This window comes from Streptomyces nigra (assembly GCF_003074055.1).
GTDB lineage: Bacteria > Actinomycetota > Actinomycetes > Streptomycetales > Streptomycetaceae > Streptomyces > Streptomyces nigra.
The window spans coordinates 1,542,501-1,565,172 of record NZ_CP029043.1; the positions used below are offsets into that span (position 1 = coordinate 1,542,501).

General features: G+C 71.9%; 24 protein-coding genes. 10 read left to right on the forward strand and 14 right to left on the reverse strand.

Annotated elements, in window-relative coordinates:
- Positions 1-98: 98 nt before the first annotated feature.
- Positions 99-707: a DNA-3-methyladenine glycosylase gene (locus DC008_RS07155; protein WP_108706216.1), complete on the reverse strand. Its 609-nt coding sequence runs from the start codon at positions 705-707 to the stop codon at positions 99-101.
- Positions 708-927: 220 nt separating this feature from the next.
- On the opposite strand from DC008_RS07155, the gene DC008_RS07160 reads away from it, so the two are divergent.
- From DC008_RS07160 to DC008_RS07170, 3 genes are all read left to right on the forward strand, one after another.
- Entirely contained in the window at positions 928-1,710 is a 783-nt protein-coding gene (locus DC008_RS07160; RefSeq protein ID WP_108706217.1) for a sporulation protein, read from the forward strand.
- A 43-nt stretch (positions 1,711-1,753) separates the two neighbouring features.
- A complete protein-coding gene (locus DC008_RS07165; RefSeq protein ID WP_108706218.1) occupies positions 1,754-2,287 on the forward strand; it encodes a YbhB/YbcL family Raf kinase inhibitor-like protein in 534 nt (177 codons plus the stop codon).
- A 150-nt stretch (positions 2,288-2,437) separates the two neighbouring features.
- Complete coding sequence (locus DC008_RS07170) at positions 2,438-2,944, forward strand: HNH endonuclease (protein WP_108706219.1); 507 nt, start codon at positions 2,438-2,440, stop codon at positions 2,942-2,944.
- A gap of 80 nt (positions 2,945-3,024) precedes the next feature.
- Here the strand turns inward: DC008_RS07170 and DC008_RS07175 are convergent, their stop codons facing one another.
- The 3 genes from DC008_RS07175 to DC008_RS07185 all read right to left on the reverse strand — a co-directional run bounded on the left by DC008_RS07175 (position 3,025) and on the right by DC008_RS07185 (position 5,401).
- Positions 3,025-3,969, reverse strand: coding sequence for an SPFH domain-containing protein (locus DC008_RS07175; protein ID WP_055621319.1), 945 nt, complete (start codon positions 3,967-3,969; stop codon positions 3,025-3,027).
- A 141-nt stretch (positions 3,970-4,110) separates the two neighbouring features.
- Positions 4,111-4,542 carry an NfeD family protein gene (locus DC008_RS07180; protein ID WP_208645822.1) on the reverse strand — a complete coding sequence of 144 codons (432 nt, stop codon included), beginning with the start codon at positions 4,540-4,542 and terminating at the stop codon, positions 4,111-4,113.
- A 61-nt stretch (positions 4,543-4,603) separates the two neighbouring features.
- Positions 4,604-5,401, reverse strand: a complete 798-nt coding sequence (locus DC008_RS07185) for an ABC transporter ATP-binding protein (RefSeq protein ID WP_108706221.1) — start codon at positions 5,399-5,401, stop codon at positions 4,604-4,606.
- Between the two features lie 136 nt (positions 5,402-5,537).
- Between DC008_RS07185 and DC008_RS07190 the strand changes: the two genes are divergently transcribed.
- Positions 5,538-6,320, forward strand: coding sequence for a hypothetical protein (locus DC008_RS07190; protein WP_108706222.1), 783 nt, complete (start codon positions 5,538-5,540; stop codon positions 6,318-6,320).
- A 153-nt stretch (positions 6,321-6,473) separates the two neighbouring features.
- On the opposite strand, the gene chpE is transcribed toward DC008_RS07190, so the two are convergent.
- From chpE to DC008_RS07205, 3 genes are all read right to left on the reverse strand, one after another.
- Complete coding sequence (chpE, locus tag DC008_RS07195) at positions 6,474-6,716, reverse strand: chaplin ChpE (RefSeq protein WP_055621323.1); 243 nt, start codon at positions 6,714-6,716, stop codon at positions 6,474-6,476.
- A 169-nt stretch (positions 6,717-6,885) separates the two neighbouring features.
- Entirely contained in the window at positions 6,886-7,527 is a 642-nt protein-coding gene (locus DC008_RS07200) for a response regulator (protein ID WP_108706223.1), read from the reverse strand.
- On the reverse strand, positions 7,520-8,665 hold the full coding sequence (locus tag DC008_RS07205) for a GAF domain-containing sensor histidine kinase (RefSeq protein ID WP_108706224.1): 1,146 nt from the start codon (positions 8,663-8,665) through the stop codon (positions 7,520-7,522). Before DC008_RS07205 ends, DC008_RS07200 begins: the two co-directional genes overlap by 8 nt.
- Before the next feature lie 215 nt (positions 8,666-8,880).
- Here DC008_RS07205 and DC008_RS07210 point away from each other — a divergent pair, with 215 nt between their 5' ends.
- The 3 genes from DC008_RS07210 (at position 8,881) to DC008_RS07220 (ending at position 11,756) form a co-directional block, all read left to right on the forward strand.
- Positions 8,881-9,576, forward strand: a complete 696-nt coding sequence (locus DC008_RS07210; RefSeq protein WP_108710594.1) for an SDR family NAD(P)-dependent oxidoreductase — start codon at positions 8,881-8,883, stop codon at positions 9,574-9,576.
- Positions 9,576-10,697: an S-adenosylmethionine:tRNA ribosyltransferase-isomerase gene (locus tag DC008_RS07215; RefSeq protein WP_108706225.1), complete on the forward strand. Its 1,122-nt coding sequence runs from the start codon at positions 9,576-9,578 to the stop codon at positions 10,695-10,697. Before DC008_RS07210 ends, DC008_RS07215 begins: the two co-directional genes overlap by 1 nt.
- 297 nt (positions 10,698-10,994) lie before the next feature.
- Complete coding sequence (locus DC008_RS07220) at positions 10,995-11,756, forward strand: transglycosylase SLT domain-containing protein (RefSeq protein WP_108706226.1); 762 nt, start codon at positions 10,995-10,997, stop codon at positions 11,754-11,756.
- 103 nt (positions 11,757-11,859) lie between these two features.
- Here the strand turns inward: DC008_RS07220 and DC008_RS07225 are convergent, their stop codons facing one another.
- Positions 11,860-14,415, reverse strand: a complete 2,556-nt coding sequence (locus tag DC008_RS07225) for an ABC transporter ATP-binding protein/permease (protein WP_108706227.1) — start codon at positions 14,413-14,415, stop codon at positions 11,860-11,862.
- A gap of 227 nt (positions 14,416-14,642) precedes the next feature.
- Between DC008_RS07225 and DC008_RS07230 the strand changes: the two genes are divergently transcribed.
- Entirely contained in the window at positions 14,643-16,682 is a 2,040-nt protein-coding gene (locus tag DC008_RS07230; RefSeq protein WP_108706228.1) for a streptophobe family protein, read from the forward strand.
- Positions 16,683-16,897: 215 nt separating this feature from the next.
- Complete coding sequence (gene serB, locus DC008_RS07235; protein ID WP_055621331.1) at positions 16,898-18,106, forward strand: phosphoserine phosphatase SerB; 1,209 nt, start codon at positions 16,898-16,900, stop codon at positions 18,104-18,106.
- 72 nt (positions 18,107-18,178) lie between these two features.
- On the opposite strand, the gene DC008_RS07240 is transcribed toward serB, so the two are convergent.
- From DC008_RS07240 to DC008_RS07255, 4 genes are all read right to left on the reverse strand, one after another.
- A complete protein-coding gene (locus tag DC008_RS07240; RefSeq protein ID WP_108706229.1) occupies positions 18,179-18,697 on the reverse strand; it encodes a SixA phosphatase family protein in 519 nt (172 codons plus the stop codon).
- A gap of 65 nt (positions 18,698-18,762) precedes the next feature.
- The gene (locus tag DC008_RS07245; RefSeq protein ID WP_108706230.1) at positions 18,763-18,969 is read right to left on the reverse strand and encodes a hypothetical protein; all 207 of its coding nucleotides are present in this window, start codon (positions 18,967-18,969) and stop codon (positions 18,763-18,765) included.
- A gap of 193 nt (positions 18,970-19,162) precedes the next feature.
- Positions 19,163-19,279, reverse strand: a complete 117-nt coding sequence (locus tag DC008_RS36240) for an SGM_5486 family transporter-associated protein (RefSeq protein WP_108706231.1) — start codon at positions 19,277-19,279, stop codon at positions 19,163-19,165.
- A 48-nt stretch (positions 19,280-19,327) separates the two neighbouring features.
- Positions 19,328-20,656: a CynX/NimT family MFS transporter gene (locus DC008_RS07255; RefSeq protein ID WP_108706232.1), complete on the reverse strand. Its 1,329-nt coding sequence runs from the start codon at positions 20,654-20,656 to the stop codon at positions 19,328-19,330.
- Between the two features lie 70 nt (positions 20,657-20,726).
- Here DC008_RS07255 and DC008_RS07260 point away from each other — a divergent pair, with 70 nt between their 5' ends.
- Complete coding sequence (locus DC008_RS07260) at positions 20,727-21,419, forward strand: FadR/GntR family transcriptional regulator (protein WP_108706233.1); 693 nt, start codon at positions 20,727-20,729, stop codon at positions 21,417-21,419.
- Here the strand turns inward: DC008_RS07260 and DC008_RS07265 are convergent.
- Complete coding sequence (locus DC008_RS07265; RefSeq protein ID WP_055621336.1) at positions 21,397-21,741, reverse strand: hypothetical protein; 345 nt, start codon at positions 21,739-21,741, stop codon at positions 21,397-21,399. The genes DC008_RS07260 and DC008_RS07265 overlap by 23 nt on opposite strands.
- A gap of 160 nt (positions 21,742-21,901) precedes the next feature.
- Complete coding sequence (gene fabI, locus DC008_RS07270) at positions 21,902-22,669, reverse strand: enoyl-ACP reductase FabI (RefSeq protein ID WP_055621337.1); 768 nt, start codon at positions 22,667-22,669, stop codon at positions 21,902-21,904.
- Positions 22,670-22,672 lie beyond the last annotated feature (3 nt).

Sequence of the window (22,672 nt, forward strand, 5' to 3'; positions counted from 1 at the left end):
AGGGGCTGTACTAGGTAGTGGGTTGGCCGCTACGGCTGCTGACTTCGCAGTACCCGCTTCAGCGGCTTGGGCTACATTACGCGTCCCGCCAAGGCGCGTCAACTCGGGCTGGGCTTGGCCCTCGGGCTCAGCCGGTACACCGAGACCGTGACGTCGCCGGCGACGTAGAAGCGGTGCTGCCAGTCGTGCGCCTTGCTCACGCCGACTCGGGGGCCGACCCTGACGAGCGCGTCGGGCACCGGCTCCCCCTCGGACAGCGTGACCGATGTGCCCGTCAGCAGATTCGCGCCGTCGTGCGCCGCCGTGATGCCGAGCGCCTGGCAGAAGTTACCCGGGCCCCGGGCGAGACGGGCGTCCTCGACCTTGGGGCCGCGCCGTTCGCGGGCCAGGTCCTCCCCCTCGATGACCCTGCCCGCCCGGATCAGGACCGCGGACGCGATGCCGTCGATTCCGGTGACGACGTTCGCGCACCAGTGGAGGCCGTGTGACCGGTAGACGTAAAGGTGTCCTGCCGGGCCGAACATGACCGTGTTGCGGGCCGTCCTGCCCCGGTAGGCGTGGGACGCCGGGTCCGCCGCGCCGGAGTACGCCTCGGTCTCCGTGATGGCGATGCTGACGGTGCCCTCGGCGGATTTGTGGGTGAGGACGGCGCCGAGCAGCTTGGGTGCGACCGCTTCGGCGGCGTGGGCCAGGTCGTCGACGTTCATGCCGGTCGCCGTGCTCCGTGCGGAGCGGGCCGGTCGGTGCGGGTCCGGGGCGGGGGCGTACGGTCGGTGGTCACGATCATGCCGTCCGAGCGTAATGGAGACGCCGTGGTCGTCGGGGGTGGTCAGGGAGCGCACGCCTTGTCAGGGTGGGACGCGGAACCGGCCACGGCCGATTCGCGTTTGTACGGATCAGGGGATCCACTCTGAGTAGAGGAGAGTCATGGCGTTCAAGAAGCTGCTCGCGAGCCTGGGGGCCGGCGGTGCTTCGGTCGAGACGGTGCTGACCGAGGTCAACGTCGTCCCGGGCGGTGTCGTGCAGGGTGAGGTGCGGATTCAGGGCGGATCCGTGAACCAGGACATCGAGGGTCTGGCCGTCGGTCTGCAGGCCCGTGTCGAGGTCGAGACGCAGGACGGCGAGTTCAAGCAGGACGTCGAGTTCGCGAAGGCGCGGCTGGGCGGGGCCTTCGAGCTGCAGGCCGGTGCGGTGCACGCGGTGCCGTTCGGGCTGGAGATCCCGTGGGAGACGCCGATCACCATGATCGACGGGCAGGCGCTGCGCGGTATGAACATCGGTGTGTCGACGGAGCTGGCGATCGCGCGTGCCGTGGACTCCAGTGACCTGGACCCGGTCAACGTGCACCCGCTGCCCGCGCAGAAGGCGCTGCTCGACGCCTTCATCCAGCTCGGCTTCCGCTTCAAGAACGCCGACATGGAGCGCGGTCACATCCGCGGTACGCGCCAGAAGCTGCCGTTCTACCAGGAGATCGAGTTCCTGCCGCCGCAGCAGTACCGCGGTCTGAACCAGGTCGAGCTGAGCTTCGTGGCGGACGCGAACGCGATGGACGTCGTGCTGGAGATGGACAAGAAGCCGGGGCTGTTCAGCGAGGGCAGCGACACCTTCCGTTCCTTCCAGGTGGGTCTGAACGACTTCCACACGACCGACTGGGCGGCGTACCTCAACCAGTGGCTGTCCGAGGTCGGCAGCAAGCGCAACTGGTTCTAGGCTCGGAACTGCTGATTCCACTGTTTCGTCAGGAGGTATCGAAGTGTCCGAGCTCAAACGGCGGCCGCTCCCCCACGACTTCCATCCGCCCGTGCCGTCCTTCACGGTCACGAGTGAGGACGTCCAGGACGGCGGGACCCTGAAGGACGCCCAGGTGCACGCGGCGGGCAACACCTCGCCGCAGCTGCGCTGGGAGGGCTTCCCGGAGGGCACCAAGAGCTTCGCCGTGACCTGCTACGACCCGGACGCCCCCACGGGGAGCGGGTTCTGGCACTGGGTGCTCTTCGACATCCCGGCGTCGGTGACCGAGCTGCCCGCAGGTGCGGGCGGCGGCTCCTTCGAGGGGCTGCCGGAGGGTGCCGTGCACGCGCGGAACGACTACGGGTCGAAGGACTTCGGTGGGGCCGCGCCGCCGCCCGGGGACGGGCCGCACCGGTATGTGTTCACGGTGTACGCCGTGGACCAGGAGAAGCTCGGTCCGGACTCGGACGCCAGCCCTGCCGTCGTCGGGTTCAATCTGCGGTTCCACACGCTCGCGCGTGCGCACCTGATCGCCGAGTACGAGGTGCCCGCGTAATCCTGACGTTCATGGAACGTTTGCCCGCCCCCGGTGATGGAAGTGATCGGGGGCGGGCACTTTTTATTTCGTTGTCCATCTCGGCGTGCCCGGCCAGAGTTGATCCCAGCCCGCCAGGGGGTGGGCACTGTGCACGGGAGGTGGGCTGCGATGCGGGACACGCTGGTACTGAACGCGAGCTTCGAGCCGCTGTCGACGGTGACGTTGAACCGAGCCGTCGTTCTGGTGCTCCAGGACAAGGCCGTCGTCGAGCAGGCCCACCCCGAACTGCGCATGCGCGGCGCCGCGGTGGACATACCGGCGCCGCGGGTGATCAGGCTCTGCCGGTATGTGAGGGTGCCGTTCCGAAGACAAGCGCCGTGGTCGAGGCGGGGTGTGCTGGTCAGGGACCGGCACCGGTGCGCGTACTGCGGGCGCAGGGCCACGACCGTGGACCATGTGGTGCCGCGGTCGCACGGGGGTCAGGACACCTGGCTGAACACGGTCGCGTCGTGCGCGGAGGACAATCACCGCAAGGCGGACCGGACGCCGGAGCAGGCGGGGATGCCGTTGCTGCGGGAGCCGTTCGAGCCGACTCCCGCCGATGCGATGTTGCTCGCGCTGGGGGCCGACGAGTTCGCGGCTCTGCCGGACTGGCTGGGGATGGACGCGGCGTAACCCATCACCGTTTGCTCTGGGCGGCAAAGGGGCCCGGCTTCCTGAGGAAGTCGGGCCCCTTTGCCGTACCGGCGAAACCCTCAGTCGATCGACGGCTTCTCTCGGCGTTCCGTCGCCTGGCCGGGGACACCCGTGGATCCGCCGCCGCCCAGGTTGCCGAAGTTGCCCATGGCGCCCGACAGGCCCTTGAGGGCGTCGCCGATCTCGCTGGGGACGATCCAGAGCTTGTTGGCGTCGCCTTCGGCGATCTTCGGCAGCATCTGGAGGTACTGGTAGGAGAGCAGCTTCTGGTCGGGGTCGCCGGCGTGGATGGCCTCGAAGACCGTACGGACCGCCTGGGCCTCGCCCTCCGCGCGCAGGGCCGCGGCCTTGGCCTCACCCTCGGCGCGCAGGATCTGGGACTGCTTCTCACCCTCGGCGGTGAGGATGGCGGCCTGGCGCGTACCTTCGGCGGTGAGGATCGCGGCGCGCTTGTCACGGTCGGCGCGCATCTGCTTCTCCATCGAGTCCTGGATGGAGGTGGGCGGCTCGATCGCCTTGAGCTCGACGCGGTTGACGCGGATGCCCCACTTGCCGGTGGCCTCGTCGAGGACGCCGCGCAGGGCCGCGTTGATCTCCTCGCGGGAGGTCAGGGTGCGCTCCAGGTCCATGCCACCGATGATGTTGCGGAGCGTGGTGACGGTGAGCTGCTCGATGGCCTGGATGTAGCTGGCGACCTCGTAGGTGGCGGCCCGGGCGTCGGTCACCTGGTAGTAGATGACGGTGTCGATGTTCACGACCAGGTTGTCCTGGGTGATCACCGGCTGCGGCGGGAACGGCACGACCTGCTCGCGCAGGTCGATGCGGTTGCGGATCGTGTCGATGAACGGGACCACGATGTTGAGGCCCGCGTTGAGTGTCCGCGTGTAACGGCCGAAGCGCTCGACGATGGCCGCGCTCGCCTGCGGGATGACCTGGATCGTCTTGATCAGGGCGATGAAGACCAACACCACCAGGATGACCAGAACGATGATGACCGGTTCCATCGTCGTTTCCCCGTACCCCTTCTCCACTGCGGCAACTACGCCAACTTCGGAAGATCTCAGACTTGTTGAAGATCTTGATGACGAGTCTGACAGACCGTCGCGTGCCCCGTGAGGGCTTCGCGCCACTTATGTCGTACGAGGTCACATGACGATGGCCGTGGCCCCCTCGATGTCCACGACGTCGACTTCCTGGCCCACTTCGTAGGTGCGGCCGGTGTCGAGCGCGCGGGCCGACCAGACCTCGCCGGCGAGCTTGATCCGTCCGCCGGAGGCGTCGACGCGCTCCAGCACGACCGCCTGCTTGCCCTTCAACGCGTCGATGCCTGTGGCGAGTTGGGGTCGTTGTGCGCGGTGTCTGTTCGCGATGGGCCGGACGACGGCGATGAGCGCGGTGGACACGACGACGAAGGAGACGACCTGCGCGACGGCGTCACCGTCGAAGAATCCGGCCACCAGGGCGGCCGCGACGGCCCCCACCGCCAGCATGCCGAGTTCGGGCATCGCGGTGATGACGAGCCCGATGCCGAGCGCTGTCGCGCCGACCAACCACCATACCCACGCGTCGATTTCCACATGGTCATGGTAGGGCCGGGGGCCCTGTCACGGACAGGGCGCCGGTCGTGCGAACGCGAGGTCAGGCGAGGGGAAGGCCCTGGGCCGTCCAGCGGTCGCCGACCTGTTCGACGACGAGCGGGAGGCCGAAGCAGAGGGAGAGGTTGCGGGAGGTGAGCTCGAGCTCCATGGGGCCGGCGGCGAGCACCTTGCCCTGACGGATCATCAGGACGTGGGTGAAGCCCGGCGGGATCTCCTCGACGTGGTGGGTGACCATGAGCATCGAGGGCGCGATCGGGTCGCGGGCCAGCCGGCCGAGGCGGCGGACGAGGTCCTCACGGCCGCCGAGGTCGAGTCCGGCGGCGGGCTCGTCGAGGAGGAGCAGCTCGGGGTCGGCCATGAGGGCGCGGGCGATGAGGGTGCGCTTGCGCTCGCCCTCGGAGAGCGTGCCGAACTTCCGGTCGCTGAACTCGGTCATGCCGAGGCGGTCGAGGAAGGCGCGGGCCCGCTGCTCGTCGACCTCCTCGTAGTCCTCGTTCCAGGTGGCGGTCATTCCGTACGCGGCGGTCAGCACCGTCTGCAGGACGGTCTGGCGCTTGGGGAGCTTCTCGGCCAGGGCGATGCCCGCGACGCCGATACGGGGGCGCAGCTCGAAGACGTCGGTTCCCGGCCTGCCGAGGGTCTCGCCGAGGATCGTGGCGGTGCCCTTGGTCGGGTAGAGGTAGCTGGAGGCGACGTTCAGGAGGGTGGTCTTGCCGGCGCCGTTCGGGCCGAGGATGACCCAGCGCTCGCCCTCCTTGACCGACCAGGAGACCTGATCCACGAGAGCCCGGCCCTCACGGACCACGGTTACGTCCTGAAGCTCCAGAACATCGCTCATGAGCGCGTTGTCTCCCCTTGCTGTGACCGGTCTCGGCGTCTCGGTGGTCGCGTGCGCCTGTGGGCGCAGCCCCTCCAGGAAATCTACGCCACCGGTCCGGCCCATCCTTCCATCGGTCGGTCCTTAGGGTGGTGGCATGCTCTCGGAACCACGTTCAGGACGCCTTGCCGCTTGGGGAAATGCCCTTTTGGCCGGACTTGTCTCACCGGATGACGCTGTGCTCCACATCGTCGGGGACGACGCCGTGCACCGGGTGGAGGGGCTGCCCGGCGAGTCGGCGCCCGTCGGTCTGACGCTGGCCCTGGGCCGGCTGCGCAGGCTCGGGGTCGCCGGTCTCCGGGTGGCGCTGCCCGCGCCGGGGCATCCGCTGGGGCTGAGCGGGCCGCCGGAGTTCAACGCGCGGGCCCTGGAGGCCGAGGAGGCGGTGGTCTGCCACGGGGCGGCCTTCGGGCTGGTGCCCGAGGTGTACGAGGCCGGGCCCGAGGGCGATGTGCATGCGGAGGTCGTCTGGCACGTCCTGCCGGTGCGGGAGGCGCCGCCCGCCGATGTGCCGTCGCTGGGCGAAGCCGAGCGGGAACTGGCGGAGGGCCTGCGGGACGCGACCGAGGCGCTGGCGCGGCTGGACGTGGCCGCGTCGGGGCCGGTGGCCGAGGCGGCGATCGACGCGTACCGGGCCCGGGCCGAGCGGGGTCAGGAGATCCTGGCGCCCGGGTATCCACCGCGGGCGGTCCGGGTGCTGGAGCTGGCGCGCCGGGTGGGCCTGCTGATCGCGCTGGCGCAGGAGAACGGGCACGGCGGTGCGGTGAGCTCCGCCGAGATGCGGGCGCGCGCGGAGGCGCTGCGGCCGGTCGAGCGGGTGGCCCGGCGGGCCCAGGTGGCGGCGTACAACGCGGCGGTGGAGCAGCGGGAGACCCGCTGAGGCGGGCCCCCGACGGGAGGGGTGCCGGGAGGGCCGGACGTGGGCCCGGCGCACCCCTCCCTGCTCTGCGGTCCGGCCTCCGGCCGGTCGCGGACCGGCCTCCCGGGGGGAGTGCCCGGGAGGCCTGAGGTCACTGCCTGGTTCGGCGAGGCGTCACTTGTTGACGGCCAGGTTGCCGAAGGCCGGGTTCAGGACGCCGATGACGTTCACGCTGTTGCCCGAGACGTTGGCCGGGATGTGGATCGGGGCCTGGATCAGGTTGCCCGAGACGATGCCCGGCGAGCCCACGGCCTTGCCCTCGGCGTGCGCGTCGGTGGCGGAGGCCATTCCGGTACCGGCGGCCAGCAGGCCACCCGCCACCATCGTCACGGCCGCTGCCTTCTTCAGGTTCTTCACTTTCAAGCCCTCCTAGCGATCGCCGCGGCAGTCGCCGCAGCACGCACTGGAGAACGCCGGAGCTCCGGGAAGGATGCGGCCATCCGGGGGACATTCCCACGACGGTATGAATCTCAGTCCGGAGGGGAAGCTTCCGGATCGCCCTGCGTGACCCCCTGCGCAGAGCGTTTCAGCCGGTCACGCCATGGCGTACGGCCCACAGGGCGGCCTGGGTGCGGTCGGCGAGGTCGAGCTTCATGAGGATGTTGGAGACGTGCGTCTTGACGGTCTTCTCCGACAGGACCAGCGCCCGTGCTATCTCGCGGTTCGACCGGCCGTCCGCGATCAGCCCGAGCACCTCGCGCTCCCGTTCGGTCAGCGACCCCGCCCGTCCCTGTCCCCCGCCGGCCTCCTCCTGGGAGAGCAGGGCGCTGGCGACCTCCGGCTGGAGCAGGACGTGCCCGGCGTGCACCGAGCGGATGGCCCCGGCGAGCGCGTCCGGGTCGACGTCCTTGTAGACGTATCCGGCGGCGCCCGCGCGCAGGGCCGGGATCACCGTGCGCTGCTCGGTGAAGCTGGTCACGATGAGCACGCGCGCGGGGTTGTCGAGCTCGCGCAGCCGGCGCAGCGCGTCGACGCCGTCCATGCCCGGCATCTTGACGTCCATGAGGACGACGTCCGGCCGCAGTTCCTCGGCGCGGTCCACGCCCTCGGCGCCGTCGGCGGCCTCCCCGACCACCTCGATGTCGTCCTGGATCTCCAGGAAGGTGCGCAGGCCCCGGCGGACGACCTGGTGGTCGTCGACGAGCAGCACCCTGATTGCGTCAGCCACCGGGGACCTCCATCTCGATCGTGGTGCCCTTGTCGGGCTCCGACTCCACGGTCAGCGTGCCGCCGACGCCGCTCGCCCGGTCCCGCATGGAGACCAGGCCCAGATGGCGCCCTGCGCGGCGCACGGTCCTCGGGTCGAAGCCGCCGCCGTCGTCCGTGACGCGCAGCACGGCTCCGGCGCCGCGCCGGTCGAGCGTCACGTCGACGTGCTCGGCGCCGGAGTGCCGCAGCGCGTTGTGCAGGGCCTCCTGGGCGACGCGCAGCAGGGCCTCCTCCTGGGCGGCGGGCAGGGCCTTCACCCCGCGGCCGGCGAAGGTCACGCGCGCGCTGTGGGCGCGGTCGAGGACCTGGATCTGGGTGCGCAGGGTGGCGACGAGGCCGTCCTCGTCGAGGGCCGCGGGGCGCAGCTCGACGACGGCGGCGCGCAGCTCGTCGGCGGCCTCGGCGGCGAGGGCGGCGACCTGGTGGAGTTCGCCCTTGGCGCGGGCCGGGTCGCGGTCGACGAGTGCGGTGGCGGCCTGGGCGGTCAGCCGCAGGGAGAACAGCTTCTGGCTGACGGCGTCGTGCAGTTCGTGGGCGAGCCGGGAGCGCTCCTCGGCGATGGTCAGCTCGCGGCTGCGCTCGTAGAGGCGGGCGTTGGTGAGGGCGATCGCCGCGTGCTGGGCGAGGATGGCGAGCAGTTCCTCGTCGTCGGCGGTGAAGCCGCAGCCGCCGTACTCCTTCGGGCAGTTCTTGTTGGCGAGGAAGAGCGCGCCGATGACCTCGTCGCCGTCGCGGATGGGCAGGCCGAGGAAGTCGGACATGTCGGGGTGGGCCGAGGGCCAGCCCTCGAAGCGGGGGTCCTTGCGGACGTCCGCGAGGCGCTCGACCTTGGCGTCCTCGAGCATGGCGGCGAGGATGCCGTGCTGGCGGGGCAGGGGGCCGATGGCCTTCCACTGCTCGTCGCTGACACCGTCCACGACGAACTGGGCGAAGCCGCCGTGGTCGTCCGGGACGCCGAGCGCGGCGTACTGCGCGTCGAGCAGCTCGCGGGCGGAGGCGACGATCGTCTTGAGGACGTCCCGCACTTCCAGATGCCTGCTCATGGCCAGCAGCGCGGAGCTGACCGCGGCGAGGCCGGACCGGGGGCCTTGACTCATGTCCTCACGGTACCGGCGGGGTGTGACACGGGGATCGGACCCCGTGACGGCCCTTCGTAGGGCGGCGGACCTAGGTCTTCGGTCCCCCGGGCGTGGGGCGTAGGGCGAACGGCCCCGGCGGTTGCGGCTCGCGGCCGAGGCGGCCGGGGCGGGCCCGTTCCTAGCGTGTGGGCACCGCCGGATCCGCGGCGGACCGGGACGAGGGGACGGTTGTCATGCCGGTTGCGATCATCACGGGGGCCTCGAAGGGGCTGGGCCGGGCGTTGGCCGAGGGGCTGGCCGGACGGGGGTGGGATCTGGTCCTGGACGCGCGGACGGCCGGGGCGCTGGAGCGGACGGCTGAGGCGCTGCGGCGGTACGGCACGCGCGTGGCGGCCGTGCCGGGGGACGTGACGCGGGCCGAGCACCGGGCCGCGCTGGCGGAGGCCGCCTGGCGGCTGGGCGGTGTCGATCTGCTGGTGAGCAACGCCAGCGCGCTGGGCGCGGAGCCCCTCGTACGGCTGGACGCGCTGCCGGTGGACGGGCTGCGGCGGGCGCTGGAGGTGAACGTGGTCGCCGCGCTGGGCCTGGTCCAGGAGGCGCTGCCGCTGCTGCGGGCGTCGGCGGCGGGCGCGGTGATCACGGTGAGCTCGGACGCGGCCGTCGAGGCCTACGGGGCGTGGGGCGGGTACGGGGCGTCGAAGGCCGCGCTGGACCAGCTGGCGGCGGTGCTCGCGGCGGAGGAGCCTGGGCTGCGGGTGTGGGCGGTGGACCCCGGGGACATGGCCACGGACCTGTACGCGGCGGCCGTACCGGACGACGACGGGCCACGGCCCGAGCCGGCGGCGGCGGTGCCGGCGTTCCTGCGGCTGCTGGACGAGCGTCCGGCCTCGGGGCGGTACGCGGCCTCCGGCCTGCCGGAGGGACGGTGATGAGGGTCGCGGTGCGGGTGCCGCCGGAGCTCTCGGCGCGGGTGCCGGCCGAGCAGCGGGGGCCGGGGCTGGACCGGGACGCCGTACGGCTGCTGGTGTCGCGGGGGACGGAGGTGACCCATCACGGGTTCCGCGAGCTGCCGGGGCTCCTGCGGGCGGGGGACGTGCTGGTCGTCAACACGTCGGAGACGCTGCCCGCCGCGGTGGACGGGGCGGTCGGGCACGCGCGCGTGGTGGTGCACTTCTCCACGCGCGGGGACGACGGGCGCTGGGCGGTCGAGCTGCGGGATCCCGACGGGCGGGGGACCACGCGCGCGCGTGCGGGCGGGCCCGCGGGGACGGAGGTGAGTCTGCCCGGCGGCCTGCGGCTGCTGCTGGAGGAGCCGCTGGACCGGGCGGGCGGGCGCCTGTGGTGGGCCCGGCCGCTCGTGGACGACGGGGGCTCGGGGCCGGCGCCCGCCGGGCCGGGGCGGGTCCTGGGCGTGATGCGGGCCCACGGGCGGCCCATCCGGTACTCCTACACGGCGCGGGATCAGCCGCTGTCCGTGTACCGGACCGTGTTCGCGCTGCCGTCGGCCGACGGGGCGGGCAGTGCGGAGATGCCGAGTGCTGCGCGTCCCTTCACGGTGCGGATGGTGACGGAGCTGGTGAGCCGGGGGGTGCAGTTCGCGCCGATCGAGCTGCACACGGGGGTGGCGTCGGCGGAGGCGCACGAGCCGCCGTATCCGGAGCGGTTCCGGGTGCCGGAGGTCTCGGCGCGGCTGATCCGTGCGGCGCGGGCGGCGGGCGGGCGGGTCGTCGCGGTCGGGACGACGGCCGTGCGGGCCGTGGAGTCGGCGGTGGACGCCGACGGTGTCGTCCGCGCGCGGGAGGGGTGGACGGATCTCGTCATCACCCCGGAGCGGGGGGTGCGGGTGGTGGACGGCCCGCTGACCGGGCTGCACGAGCCGGAGGCGTCGCATCTGCTGATGCTGGAGGCCGTCGCGGGGTGGGCGGCGGTGGAGCGGGGTTACGCCCAGGCGCTGCACGGGCGATACCTGTGGCACGAGTTCGGGGACGTCCATCTCGTGCTGCCCCCGGAAGGGCCTCACGCAGAGCGTTGCGTCAGCAACTGCGCGTAAGACGGGAGCCGTGGTGGTGTGAGCCCGCGCATAGGGTCCACGTCACGTACGAAAGTCCGTAGTAGGTGGCTGTGTCCCTTTTGAGCGGCCCATACAGTCCCGTCTGTCCTATTTTGCCCTTCCTGGGTCTCCTATCGGGGATCGTAGGTCACACCTTTGCCACGGCATTTTGCGGCCGCTAAGAATTGCTCTCGTCGCTCAGCGCCGCGGGTCAGCCCGCGGCGTTTGTGCAGGAAGCACCCGTGTCCCCGCCGGACAGCGAGCGACCTCCCGCAACTCAGAGAGGTCCCCACTGCCATGCTCAAGAACACCAAGAACCGCATCCTCAGTCGCCCGATCACCAAGCGCCACAAGATCGCCATGGCCGGAGTCACCACGCTCGGTGCCGCCGCCATCGCCGTCTCCGCCGCCGTCCCCGGCAACGCCGGCTCGAACACGGCCGAAGCCCCCACGGGCAAGGTCGCGTACAGCAACGAGCAGATCAAGGACGTCAAGGGCCAGGTCACCGACCAGCTCGCCTCGAAGTCGGTGAAGGCGCAGGAGATCGCCGCGAAGAAGGCCGCGGCGGACGCGGCAGCGAAGAAGAAGGCCGCCGCCGACAGCGCGGCCAAGAAGAAGGCCGACGCCGCCAAGAAGGCCGCCGCCGCGAAGAAGGCGGAGGCCGACCGCAAGGCGAAGGAGGCCGCGAGCCGGTCCGCCAAGCGGGTCGAGGTCAAGCAGGTCGCCGCCAAGACCTACCCGAACAACCTCGACGGCTGGATCCGTGAGGCCCTGGACATCATGAAGAAGCACGACATCCCGGGCACCTACCACGGCCTGCACAAGAACATCATGCGTGAGTCCTCGGGCAACCCGAACGCCATCAACAACTGGGACATCAACGCCCGCAACGGCGTCCCGTCGATCGGTCTGCTCCAGGTCATCAAGCCGACCTTCGACGCCTACCACGTCCCCGGCACCGCATGGAGCCAGTACGACCCGGTCGCGAACCTGACCGCCGCCGCCAACTACGCGGCCGACCGCTACGGTTCGATCGACAACGTCAACAGCGCGTACTGAGGCACTCGGCGGACCTCTCCGTCTCAGCGACACGTGGAAGCGCGGCACCCCTGTCGGGGGTGCCGCGCTTCGCCTCGCAGAGGCCGGTCCCGTCGTACGCGGACTACTTCCGCATGACCTCCGGCTCGTGGCGCCGCAGGAAGCGGGCCACGAAGATGCCGCAGACCACGCCGAGGGCGATCAGGGCCAGCATGTCCATGGTCCAGGCGCCGACGGTGTGCTCCCAGAGCGGATCGCCGCTCTCCCCCTTGTCGGGCGGGCTGATCTTGTTGAAGTCCAGCGTGGCGCCGGCCGCGCCCACCGCCCACCTCGACGGCATCAGATACGAGATCTGGTTGGCGCCGATCGATCCGTTCAGGGCGAAGAGACAGCCCGTGAACACGACCTGGATGATCGCGAACATGACCAGCAGCGGCATGGTCTTCTCGGCGGTCTTCACCAGGGCCGAGATGATCAGGCCGAACATCATCGACGTGAAGCCCAGCGCCATGATCGGCACTGAGAGCTCGAGCAGCGTCAGGTTCCCCAGGACCAGGCCCTCCTCGGGGATCTCCCGGCTGGAGAAGCCGATGACGCCGACCATCAGGCCCTGGAGCACGGTGATGACACCGAGCACGAAGACCTTGGACATCAGATACGCGGAGCGCGACAGGCCGGTCGCGCGCTCCCGCTCGTAGATGACCCGTTCCTTGATCAGTTCTCGCACCGAGTTGGCGGCGCCGGCGAAGCAGGCGCCCACGGCGAGGATCAGCAGGACGGTCGTGGCCGTGCCGTTCGGGATGATCCGGCCGGTCTGCGGGTTCGCCGGGTTCGGCAGCAGTCCCTTGCCGGAGTCGATCAGCAGGCTGACCGCGCCGAGGACGCCCGGCAGGATCACCATCAGCGCGAGGAAGCCCTTGTCGGACACGATGACCGACACATAGCGCCGCACCAGCGTGACGAACTGGGACATCCAGCCCTGGGGCTTGGGCGGGCGCATCGCCTGCATCGGCGGCACCTGTACGGACTGCGGGGCTATCGCGTCGATGTCCGCGGCGTACATCTGGTAGTGCTGCGAGCCCTTCCAGCGTCCCGCCCAGTCGTAGTCGCGGTAGTTCTCGAAGGCGGAGAAGACGTCGGCCCAGGTGTCGTAGCCGAAGAAGTTCAGCGCCTCCTCCGGCGGGCCGAAGTAGGCCACCGCGCCGCCCGGCGCCATCACCAGCAGCTTGTCGCACAGCGCCAGCTCGGCCACGGAGTGGGTGACCACGAGGACCGTACGGCCGTCGTCGGCGAGGCCGCGCAGCAGCTGCATCACATCGCGGTCCATGCCCGGGTCGAGGCCCGAGGTGGGCTCGTCCAGGAAGATCAGCGACGGCTTGGTCAGCAGCTCCAGGGCCACCGAGACACGCTTGCGCTGGCCGCCGGAGAGGGAGGTGACCTTCTTCTCCTTGTGGATGTCCAGCTTCAGCTCGCGCAGCACCTCGTCGATCCGGGCCTCGCGCTCGGCGGCCGTGGTGTCGGCCGGGAAGCGCAGCTTGGCCGCGTACTTGAGGGCCTTCTTGACGGTCAGCTCCTTGTGCAGGATGTCGTCCTGCGGGACCAGACCGATGCGCTGGCGCAGCTCGGCGAACTGCTTGTAGAGGTTGCGGTTGTCGTAGAGGACGTCGCCCTGGTTCGCGGGCCGGTAGCCGGTGAGCGCCTTGAGCAGCGTCGACTTGCCGGAGCCGGACGGGCCGATGACCGCGACGAGGGACTTCTCGGGGACGCCGAAGGAGACGTCCTTGAGGATCTGCTTGCCGCCGTCGACCGTGACGGTCAGATGGCGGGCCGAGAACGAGACCTCACCGGTGTCGACGAACTCCTCGAGCCGGTCGCCGACGATACGGAACGTGGAGTGGCCGACGCCGACGATGTCGGTGGGGCCGAGCAGCTGCGAGCCGCCCTTGGCGATCGGCTGACCGTTGACGTAGGTGCCGTTGTGGGAGCCGAGGTCACGGATCTCCATCCGGCCGTCGGGCGTCGAGTGGAACTCGGCGTGGTGCCGGGAGACCTGGAGGTCGGAGACGACCAGTTCGTTCTCCAGCGCACGGCCGATGCGCATCACGCGGCCGACGGAGAACTGGTGGAACGTGGTCGGGCTGCGGTCGCCGTAGACCGGCGGCGCCCCCGCGCCACCACCGGCACCCTGCTGCTGCGGGATGTGCGCGTCCCGCTGCTGGGGCTGCTGCCACCCGGGCTGTCCGGCCTGTCCTCCCTGCCCGCCCTGCTGCTGCGGCGCCGGCTGGGCGGGCGCCGCCTGGGCCCAACCGCCCTGCGCTCCCTGTGCGGCGTACGGCTGCTGCTGCGGCTGTGCCTGCTGCGGGGCGGCGGAGGCCGCGGCGCCGGAGACGTTCAGACGCGGTCCGTCGGTCGCGTTGCCCAGATGGACGGCCGAACCGGGGCCGATCTCCAGGTGGTGGATCCGATGACCCTGCACGAACGTGCCGTTGGTGCTGCCGTGGTCCTCGATGACCCAACTGCGGCCGCTCCAGCTGATCGTGGCATGACGCCAGGAGACCCTGGCGTCGTCGAGCACGATGTCTCCCTGGGGATCGCGTCCCAGGGTGTAGGACCTGGACGCGTCGAGCGTCCAGGTCCGTCCATTCAATTCCAGTACGAGTTCCGGCACTCCATGCCCCACTGAGTAGTCCCCCGAGTTACCCCCATCACAGGGAGTCTAGGGATGTCGAACATCGTCGGGAACTATTTCAGGCTCCGCCCCCTGACCGAAAGTCGGACCTTGTGAGGAGCACGCGTATACGGTTCCGCCGGTTCCGTTGACGGGGTGGAAATCAGTCCGGAGAGTGGTAATCCACGCGAGGGGGACATGCGCGGCGAACGACCGCGCAGCGGATCGGGGGGTCTGCCATGGGCGCGTCCAAGAACGCCGGGGACTCGGGGCGGGGCGCCGGGCCGCCGTGGGTCGACGTCCTGCTGTCCGCGGTCGTTGCCGTGAGCTGGGCGCTGATCGGGATGGCGGGTACGGCCGCCCTGGGGCTGCATCTGCTGGGCGCGGACGAGACGGCCGCGCTGGGGCCGATGTCCGCGGCGGTGGTGGCGCTCGGGGTGGGCGGTTCGGTCACGCCGTCCGGGGACGTGTCCGCGTTCGGGCTGACCGGCGCGGAGGCGGCCACGGCCATCGACGTCACGCCCCTGGGGGTGGGGCTGGTCGGCGCGCTGCTGCTGGCGTGGCTGTTCCTGCGGTCGCTGCGGACGGCGGGGGATGTGATCGCGCCGTCCGAACTCCTCGCGCGCGCGGGCACGGTGGTCGCCCTGTTCGTGGCGATGCTGGGCGGGCTGGCCTGGGCCGGGCACGACGTCGTCACGATCGACGGCGGTGCGCTGGGCCTCGACGACGTGCCGGGCGCCGGCGGGGGCGTCGAGGTGCCGGGGCTCGGGGACATCGGGGGGCTGTTGCCCGACCGGATCGGCGACCTGGTCGGCGCGGAGGCCGCGGTCGGCTTCACGGTGGACACGGCTCCGACCCTGCTCGGCGGACTGGTCTGGTGCGTCGGGGTCCTCCTGATCGCCCTGCTGGCCTCACGCCGGACGCCGCTGCCGCGCGGCTGGGACGCCGTGCACCGGGTCGTACGGCCCGCGGTGTCCGCCCTCGTGACGGTTCTGCTGGTCGCGGTCGCCGCCGGGTTCGCCGCGGCGGCCTGGGCGGCGGTCGGCGACGACCACCCGAAGCGGATCGCGGGGGCGGCGCTGCTCGGCGCCCCGAACGGGGTGTGGCTCGGCGTGCCGATCGGCCTGTTCGTCCCGTTCGACGGCCGCGCGACGGGCCCTCTGACCCGCCTGCTCCCCGACCCCCTGGACGACCTCCTGACCGACGGCAGCGACCACTCCGTGACGCTGCCCCGCCTCGCGGAACTGGACGGCCGGGTGTGGCTGCTGGGGGTGGCGGCGGCCTTGATGATGCTGCTGGCGGGCGTGCTTACGGCTGTGCGGACGCCGGTGGCGGGACGCGGGGGCGGATGGGAGCGGGGGGCTGGACGGTTCGCCGGGCGGCAGTCGGTGGCGGGTGCGGAGGGCGCACGGGATCCGGGGGCTCTGAGGTTCGCTGGGCACCCGGGGGCGGGTGCCGGGGGCGCACCGGAGCCGGGGGCTTCTCGGTCCGCCGGGCGGCCCGTGGCGGGTGCCGGGGGCGTACAGGGTCCGGGGGCTCTGGGGTTCGCCGGGCCCTCGGTGGCGGGGCCCGGAGGCGTACGGGATCCGGGGGCTTTGCGGTTCGCCGGGCGCTGTGCGCTGCGGCTGGGGACCGTGACGGCGTTGGCGCTGGCCCTGCTGGTGCGGCTCACCGCGGTGTCCGCGGACGCCTCCCTGTCGGTCCTGGGCTTCGACGCGTTCGGCGCGAGCGTGGAGCTGCGGGGCAGCCTGGCCATGGCCCTGCTACTGGGGGCCGCGTGGGGCGCCGGGGCGGGTGCGGTGGGAGCGCTGGCGGCGCGGCTGTCGGGGGCGGCGGGAGTGCGGGCGGCGCGGCTGGCCCTGGCGGGCATGGGGGTCGACGCGGAGGCCGACGCGGGGGCCTCGTACGAGAACGGGCCGTACCGGCCCGGCACCCCGTACCGGCCACCCAACCCGGCGACGAACCCGTATCTGCGGGTGCCGGAGGAGCTGCGGGAGCCCGAGGACGCGCGCCCGCCGGGTGCCGGGCCGTCCGGACAGCAGGCACAGCCCGAGTCCTCCGGACGCACGGAGGCGCAGGGGGGCGCGGGGGCGTCCGACAGGGCGCGGAATCCCGAGGGCGCCGGGCCCCCGCAGCCTCCGCCTCCCCGGGACGGGGACGTGTACGGCGCCCCCACGGTCGTACGCCCCATCGAGCCACCACGCCGCCGCTCCCCCGGCACGGAGGACGGACCTCCGCCTCCTCCGCCACCGCCGGGGACGCCTGGGGGCAGGCGGTAGGGGCGGCACGCCGCTGCTGGTCCGGGCCCGGGGACGTACAGCCTCTGGGCGGGGTGCTTTCCGGTCCGGGCGAGAGGGACGCATCCCGGGGTGGCTGGAGGCAGGCGGAAGCAGGACGCGAGGTTGGCGCCGGCCGGGCCGGGGCCGGAGTCCGGTGTCCGGCAGGCGGACCTCGGGGGCGGGAGGCACGGGGTGCCGGATACGGTGGAGGGACCATGAGCGCTTCGCAGACCTCAGACCTCCCCACCCTTCTCGTCAAGATCTTCGGGAAGGACAGGCCGGGCATCACGGCCGGACTCTTCGACACGCTGGCCGCCTACGCGGTCGACGTGGTCGACATCGAGCAGGTCGTCACCCGTGGCCGGATCACCCTGTGCGCGCTCGTGACCGAGCCGCCGGCCGGGCTCGAGGGGGATCTGCGGGCGACCGTCCACAGCTGGGCGGAGTCGATGAAGATGCAGGCGGAGATCATCTCCGGCCTGGGCGACAACCGTCCGCGAGGCGTCGGACGCTCCCTGGTGACCGTGCTCGGGCACCCGCTCACCGCGGAGGCGACCGCCGCGATCGCCTCCCGGATCACCGGCTCCGGCGCCAACATCGACCGTATCTTCCGGCTCGCCAAGTACCCCGTGACGGCCGTGGAGTTCGCGGTCTCCGGTGCCGAGACCGAGCCGCTGCGCACCGCGCTGGCGCCGGACGCGGCGGCCCTCGGCGTCGACATCGCCGTGGTCGCGGCGGGCCTGCACCGCCGGGCCCAGCGCCTGGTCGTCATGGACGTCGACTCGACGCTGATCCAGGACGAGGTCATCGAGCTGTTCGCGGCGCACGCCGGCTGTGAGGACAAGGTCGCCGAGGTCACGGCCGCCGCGATGCGCGGGGAGCTGGACTTCGAGCAGTCGCTGCACGCGCGCGTGGCGCTGCTGGAGGGGCTGGACGCCTCGGTGGTCGACAAGGTGCGCAGCGAGGTGCGGCTGACGCCGGGCGCCCGTACGCTGATCCGGACCCTGAAGCGGCTCGGTTACCAAGTGGGCGTGGTGTCGGGCGGGTTCACCCAGGTCACGGATGATCTGAAGGAGCGCCTGGGGCTCGACTTCGCCCAGGCGAACACGCTGGAGATCGTCGACGGCCGGCTCACGGGCCGGGTCACGGGCGAGATCGTGGACCGTGCGGGCAAGGCGCGGCTGCTGCGCCGGTTCGCGGCGGAGGCGGGCGTCCCGCTGGCCCAGACGGTGGCGATCGGTGACGGCGCCAACGACCTGGACATGCTGAACGCGGCCGGCCTCGGGGTCGCCTTCAACGCCAAGCCCGTGGTCCGCGAGGCGGCGCACACGGCGGTGAACGTGCCCTTCCTGGACACGGTCCTGTATCTGCTGGGCGTCACCCGCGAGGAGGTCGAGGCGGCGGACATGGTCGACGGGGAGTGACGCCCCACGGAGGCGGAAACGCATGAGGGCCCGGCGCCGTGGCGGCGCCGGGCCCTTGCATGTGCGCGTCGGTCACTCGGAGGGCGCCCAGTAGTCGACCAGCGTGGCCACGCCGGGCTCCAGGGTCTTCCAGGTGCCGCTGAACGTGAGGACCGCGAAGGCGGCTGCGGGGAAGCCGCGGCGGTCCATCCGGTCACGGGCGTCGCCCTCGGCGGAGCCCGCGAGGACCTCGGCGAGACCCTGGGCGCCGGGGTTGTGGCCGATCAGAAGGAGGTTCTGCACGTCGTCGGGGGTCTCGTTGAGCACGGCGATCAGCTCACCGGGCGAGGCCTCGTAGATCCGCTCCTCGTAGACCGTTTTCGGCCGGTGCTGGAACTCATGGACGGCGAGCTTCCAGGTCTCGCGGGTGCGGACCGCGGTGGAGCACAGGGCCAGGTCGAACGGGATGGCGGTGTCCGCCAGCCTCCGCCCGGCCTCGGCCGCGTCCATGCGGCCCCGCTCGGCGAGGGGACGCTCGTGGTCCGTCACCTGGGGCCAGTCGGCTTTCGCATGCCGGAAGATGACAATCCTGCGGGGTTCTGCGACGCTCATGACATCCAGCTTCGCATGAAACAGGCCACGGGGCGCAGGGAGTTGACCGGCCCCTTCGGGTGTGCTCAGCGGGTGACCAGCTGCTGTACGCGCTCCAGGAGCAGGCTGATCCCGGGCTCGGTGGGGGCGGCCTGCGCCTCGGACGGGTTCAGGATGAGCAGCAGGAGCGTCACGAAGGCGAGCGCCGGCAGGGCGAGGGCCCACCAGGGCAGCCGGGTGTCGGCACGGCCCGTGGACGCCGGCCGGTGCGGGGTGTGCGTGCGGGCCGACATGCTGCCTCCGTGGGTCCTCGAGCCTTTGTGGCCGCCTCGAAGCGGGCACATCTCGAAGGTACGGAGCGTGGGGCAGTCAACCCATCCGGTGATCCACCCAGTTGACCCTGACACTCACCCCCTAGGGGATGCGGGGGCTGGCCCCACCCCCGGGGCTGCCGGGGGGCGGATGGTGCCCGGCGGGGCGGCCGGGTCAGGGGGCGGCGATCGTCGCAATGATTCCGATGATCACGAAGATGGCGAGGAACGCGCCGAAGACGAGCAGCAGCTTCTTCTGGCCGTTCTGGGGGTTCGGGTCGAGCACGGGCATACGCCCAGTCTCGCACCCCCGGCCGCACGGGCCCCGGCGGGGGTGCGATCAGCGCGTCGCCTCGTCCTCCACCGTACGGTCGCGTCCGGCCAGGACGCCCACGGCCATCTGCGGGATCATGAGACCGGCCATCAGGGCGATGGGCAGGCCCCAGCCGCCGCTGTGCTGGTAGAGGACGCCCACCAGGAGCGGCCCGGGGATGGAGATCAGATAGCCGGTGCTCTGGGCGAAGCCGGACAGCTGGGCGACGCCCGCGCTGGTCCTGGCCCGCATGCCGACCATGGTCAGGGCCAGCGGGAACGAGCAGTTCGAGATGCCGAGCAGCAGGGCCCAGAGCCAGGAGCCGCCGGCGGGCGCGAGGTAGAGCCCGGCGTAGCCGGCGAGGCCGCAGACGCCGAGCGCGAGCACGATGGGGCCCTGGTGGGGGAGCCGGGTGGCGAGGCGCGGAATGACGAAGGCCAGGGGCACGCCCATGACCATGGTGACGGCGAGCAGCAGCCCGGCCGTGCCGGCGTGCACGCCGGAGTCCCGGAAGATCTGCGCCATCCAGCCCATGGTGATGTAGGCGCCGGTGGCCTGGAGGCCGAAGTAGACGGCGAGGGCCCAGGCGGTGCGGCTGCGGGTGACACGCAGCCGGGGGGCGTCCACGCGCGCGTGCGCGTCCCGCGCGGGTGCCGTGCCCCGCTCGTCCACCCGCGCGTGGGTGTCCTGCGCCGTCGTCGCACCCCGGTCCCGCACGAAGGGCACCCAGGGCAGGACTGCGGCCGCGCCGAGGCCGCCCCATACGGCGAGTCCGGTCTGCCAACTGCCGCCCAGGGCCTCGGTCATGGGGACCGTGACGGCGGCGGCGGAGGCGGTGCCGAGGGCGAGGGCCATGGAGTACAGGCCGGTCATGGAGCCGACCCGGTCGGGGAACCAGCGCTTGACGATGACGGGCATCAGGACGTTGCTGACGGCGATGCCCATGAGGGTGAGGGCGCTGGCGGCCAGGAATCCGGCGGTGCCGCCGGTGAAGGGCCGGATCAGCAGGCCGGCTGCGATGGCGACCATGCCCGCGCAGACCACGGCGGCGGGCCCGAAGCGGCGGGCCAGCCGGGGCGCGGTGACGCCGAAGACGGCGAAGCAGAGCGGGGGCACGGAGGTCAGCAGTCCGGCGACGCTGCCGCTCATGCCGAGCGCGTCGCGGACCTCTTCGAGCAGGGCGCCGAGGCTGGTGATGGCGGGGCGCAGGTTCAGCGCGGTGAGGACGATGCCGGCGATGAGCAGCCGCGTCGTCCACGCGTGCGGGGCGGGCTTCGCCGGGGTGGGGGCCTCGGGGGTGCGTATCCGTGTGGACGTCGTCGCCCGGTTCTCCTCGCGTGCCATGGAAGCCATCATAGAATCATGGGATGATTGGTTGTCCACCCTGGGGCTGCCCCGTTCCGCCCCCGTCGTGCGAAGGTGTGTCATGCCCCTGAGCCACCCCCGCCGCTCGGCGCTGTCCGAGCAGGTCATCGCGGCCCTGCGCAACCAGATCACGTCGGGCGAATGGCCGGTCGGCTCCCGTATCCCGACGGAGCCGGAGCTCGTCGAGCAGCTCGGGGTCGCCCGCAACACCGTCCGTGAGGCCGTCCGGGCGCTCGCGCACAACGGCCTGCTGGACATCCGCCAGGGCTCCGGCACCTATGTGGTCGCCACCAGCGAGCTGGCCGGTGTGATGCACCGCCGCTTCGCCGACGCCGACCCGCGTCACATCGCGGAGCTGCGCGCCACGCTGGAGTCGGCCGCCGCGAAGCTGGCCGCGGAGCGGCGCACCGAGAAGGACCTCAAGCAGCTGGACACCCTGCTGGTGCGGCGCGAGGAGGCGTGGGAGTCGGGCGACGCTGAGGCGTTCGTGACGGCCGACGCCACCTTCCATCTGGCGGTCGTGGCGGCCTCGCACAACGACGTGATGAGCGCGATGTACGCCGACCTCGGCGAGGTGCTGCGGGACTGGCTGCGCGACGACGTGGGCCCGCGGCTGACGCCGGAGACGCACATGGACCACTCCCGCCTCCTGGACGCGATCCGCGCGGGCGACGCCGAGGCGGCCGCTGCGGAGGCGGCGAGCTATCCGTTCCTGTGCCGTCCGGAGCGGCTCAGCGGTCCGGACGGTGACTGATCCAGGCCGACTCGACCTCCTTCCAGCAGCGGCCGGTCAGCCGGACGGTCTGCGCGGGCGCGGCCCGGACGGCGGAGCCGTCGGCGTCGAGGTCCCACCAACGGGCGCACTCGACGTGCAGACGCACGCGGTCGGTCCTCGGATAGGGGTTGTGGCAGAACGCCGTCACCTCGGAACCGGTGACCCGTATCCGGCACTCGGCGCCGAAGGGCTCCTCGGCGGCCGGCACCTGTGCGGGGGCGTGGGCCGCCGCCTCGTACGACAGGGGAAGCACGAGAGCGACGGCGACGGTCGTTGAGGCCAAGCGGCGGGAGAAGCGCACAAGGGGACCTCCTCGGCCGTTGCTGGTGAGGGGCTCGCGTGGTGAACGCGTACTCCAGGGTGCCTGGTCGGGGGCCCTGGCCGCCCGGCCGGGTGGGCCGAACGGGTGACGCCCCGCCCCCCGCGCGCGGCGGGGAACGGGGCGTCGGGACGTGCGGTGATCAGGCGCCGATGGCGTGCAGACCGCCGTCGACGTGGATGATCTCGCCGGTCGTCTTCGGGAACCAGTCGCTGAGCAGGGCGACGATGCCCTTGCCGGCCGGCTCCGGGTCCTTCAGGTCCCACTCCAGCGGGGAGCGGGTGTCCCACACCGCGGCGAGGTCGCTGAAGCCCGGGATGGACTTGGCGGCCATGGAGCCGAGCGGACCCGCCGAGATCAGGTTGCAGCGGATGTTCTGCTTGCCCAGGTCACGCGCGATGTAGCGGCTGGTGGCCTCCAGGGCGGCCTTGGCCGGGCCCATCCAGTCGTACTGCGGCCACGCGTACTGCGCGTCGAAGGTGAGGCCGACGACCGAGCCGCCGTTCTGCATCAGCGGCAGGCAGGCCATGGTCAGCGACTTCAGGGAGTACGCCGAGACGTGCATGGCGGTGGCGACCGACTCGAACGGCGTGTTCAGGAAGTTGCCGCCGAGCGCGTCCTGCGGCGCGAAGCCGATGGAGTGCACGACGCCGTCGAGGCCACCGAGCTCCTCGCCGACGATGTCCGCGAGGCGGCCGAGGTGCTCGTCGTTGGTGACGTCGAGCTCGATGACCTTGGTGGGCTTGGGGAGCTTCCGGGCGATGCGCTCGGTCAGCGTGGGCCGCGGGAACGCGGTGAGGATGATCTCGGCGCCCTGCTCCTGGGCCAGCTTGGCGGCGTGGAAGGCGATGGAGGACTCCATCAGCACACCGGAGATCAGGACGCGCTTGCCCTCGAGAATTCCGCTCATGGT

Bases quoted from the DNA above. Each gene is read 5' to 3' on its own strand.
- DC008_RS07155 (WP_108706216.1), bottom strand. From the start codon at position 707: ATGAACGTCGACGACCTGGCCCACGCCGCCGAAGCGGTCGCACCCAAG.
- DC008_RS07160 (WP_108706217.1), top strand. From the start codon at position 928: ATGGCGTTCAAGAAGCTGCTCGCGAGCCTGGGGGCCGGCGGTGCTTCG.
- DC008_RS07170 (WP_108706219.1), top strand. From the start codon at position 2,438: ATGCGGGACACGCTGGTACTGAACGCGAGCTTCGAGCCGCTGTCGACG.
- DC008_RS07175 (WP_055621319.1), bottom strand. From the start codon at position 3,969: ATGGAACCGGTCATCATCGTTCTGGTCATCCTGGTGGTGTTGGTCTTC.
- DC008_RS07185 (WP_108706221.1), bottom strand. From the start codon at position 5,401: ATGAGCGATGTTCTGGAGCTTCAGGACGTAACCGTGGTCCGTGAGGGC.
- DC008_RS07190 (WP_108706222.1), top strand. From the start codon at position 5,538: ATGCTCTCGGAACCACGTTCAGGACGCCTTGCCGCTTGGGGAAATGCC.
- DC008_RS07205 (WP_108706224.1), bottom strand. From the start codon at position 8,665: ATGAGTCAAGGCCCCCGGTCCGGCCTCGCCGCGGTCAGCTCCGCGCTG.
- DC008_RS07210 (WP_108710594.1), top strand. From the start codon at position 8,881: ATGCCGGTTGCGATCATCACGGGGGCCTCGAAGGGGCTGGGCCGGGCG.
- DC008_RS07215 (WP_108706225.1), top strand. From the start codon at position 9,576: ATGAGGGTCGCGGTGCGGGTGCCGCCGGAGCTCTCGGCGCGGGTGCCG.
- DC008_RS07220 (WP_108706226.1), top strand. From the start codon at position 10,995: ATGCTCAAGAACACCAAGAACCGCATCCTCAGTCGCCCGATCACCAAG.
- DC008_RS07230 (WP_108706228.1), top strand. From the start codon at position 14,643: ATGGGCGCGTCCAAGAACGCCGGGGACTCGGGGCGGGGCGCCGGGCCG.
- serB (WP_055621331.1), top strand. From the start codon at position 16,898: ATGAGCGCTTCGCAGACCTCAGACCTCCCCACCCTTCTCGTCAAGATC.
- DC008_RS07240 (WP_108706229.1), bottom strand. From the start codon at position 18,697: ATGAGCGTCGCAGAACCCCGCAGGATTGTCATCTTCCGGCATGCGAAA.
- DC008_RS07245 (WP_108706230.1), bottom strand. From the start codon at position 18,969: ATGTCGGCCCGCACGCACACCCCGCACCGGCCGGCGTCCACGGGCCGT.
- DC008_RS36240 (WP_108706231.1), bottom strand. From the start codon at position 19,279: ATGCCCGTGCTCGACCCGAACCCCCAGAACGGCCAGAAGAAGCTGCTG.
- DC008_RS07255 (WP_108706232.1), bottom strand. From the start codon at position 20,656: ATGATGGCTTCCATGGCACGCGAGGAGAACCGGGCGACGACGTCCACA.
- DC008_RS07260 (WP_108706233.1), top strand. From the start codon at position 20,727: ATGCCCCTGAGCCACCCCCGCCGCTCGGCGCTGTCCGAGCAGGTCATC.
- fabI (WP_055621337.1), bottom strand. From the start codon at position 22,669: ATGAGCGGAATTCTCGAGGGCAAGCGCGTCCTGATCTCCGGTGTGCTG.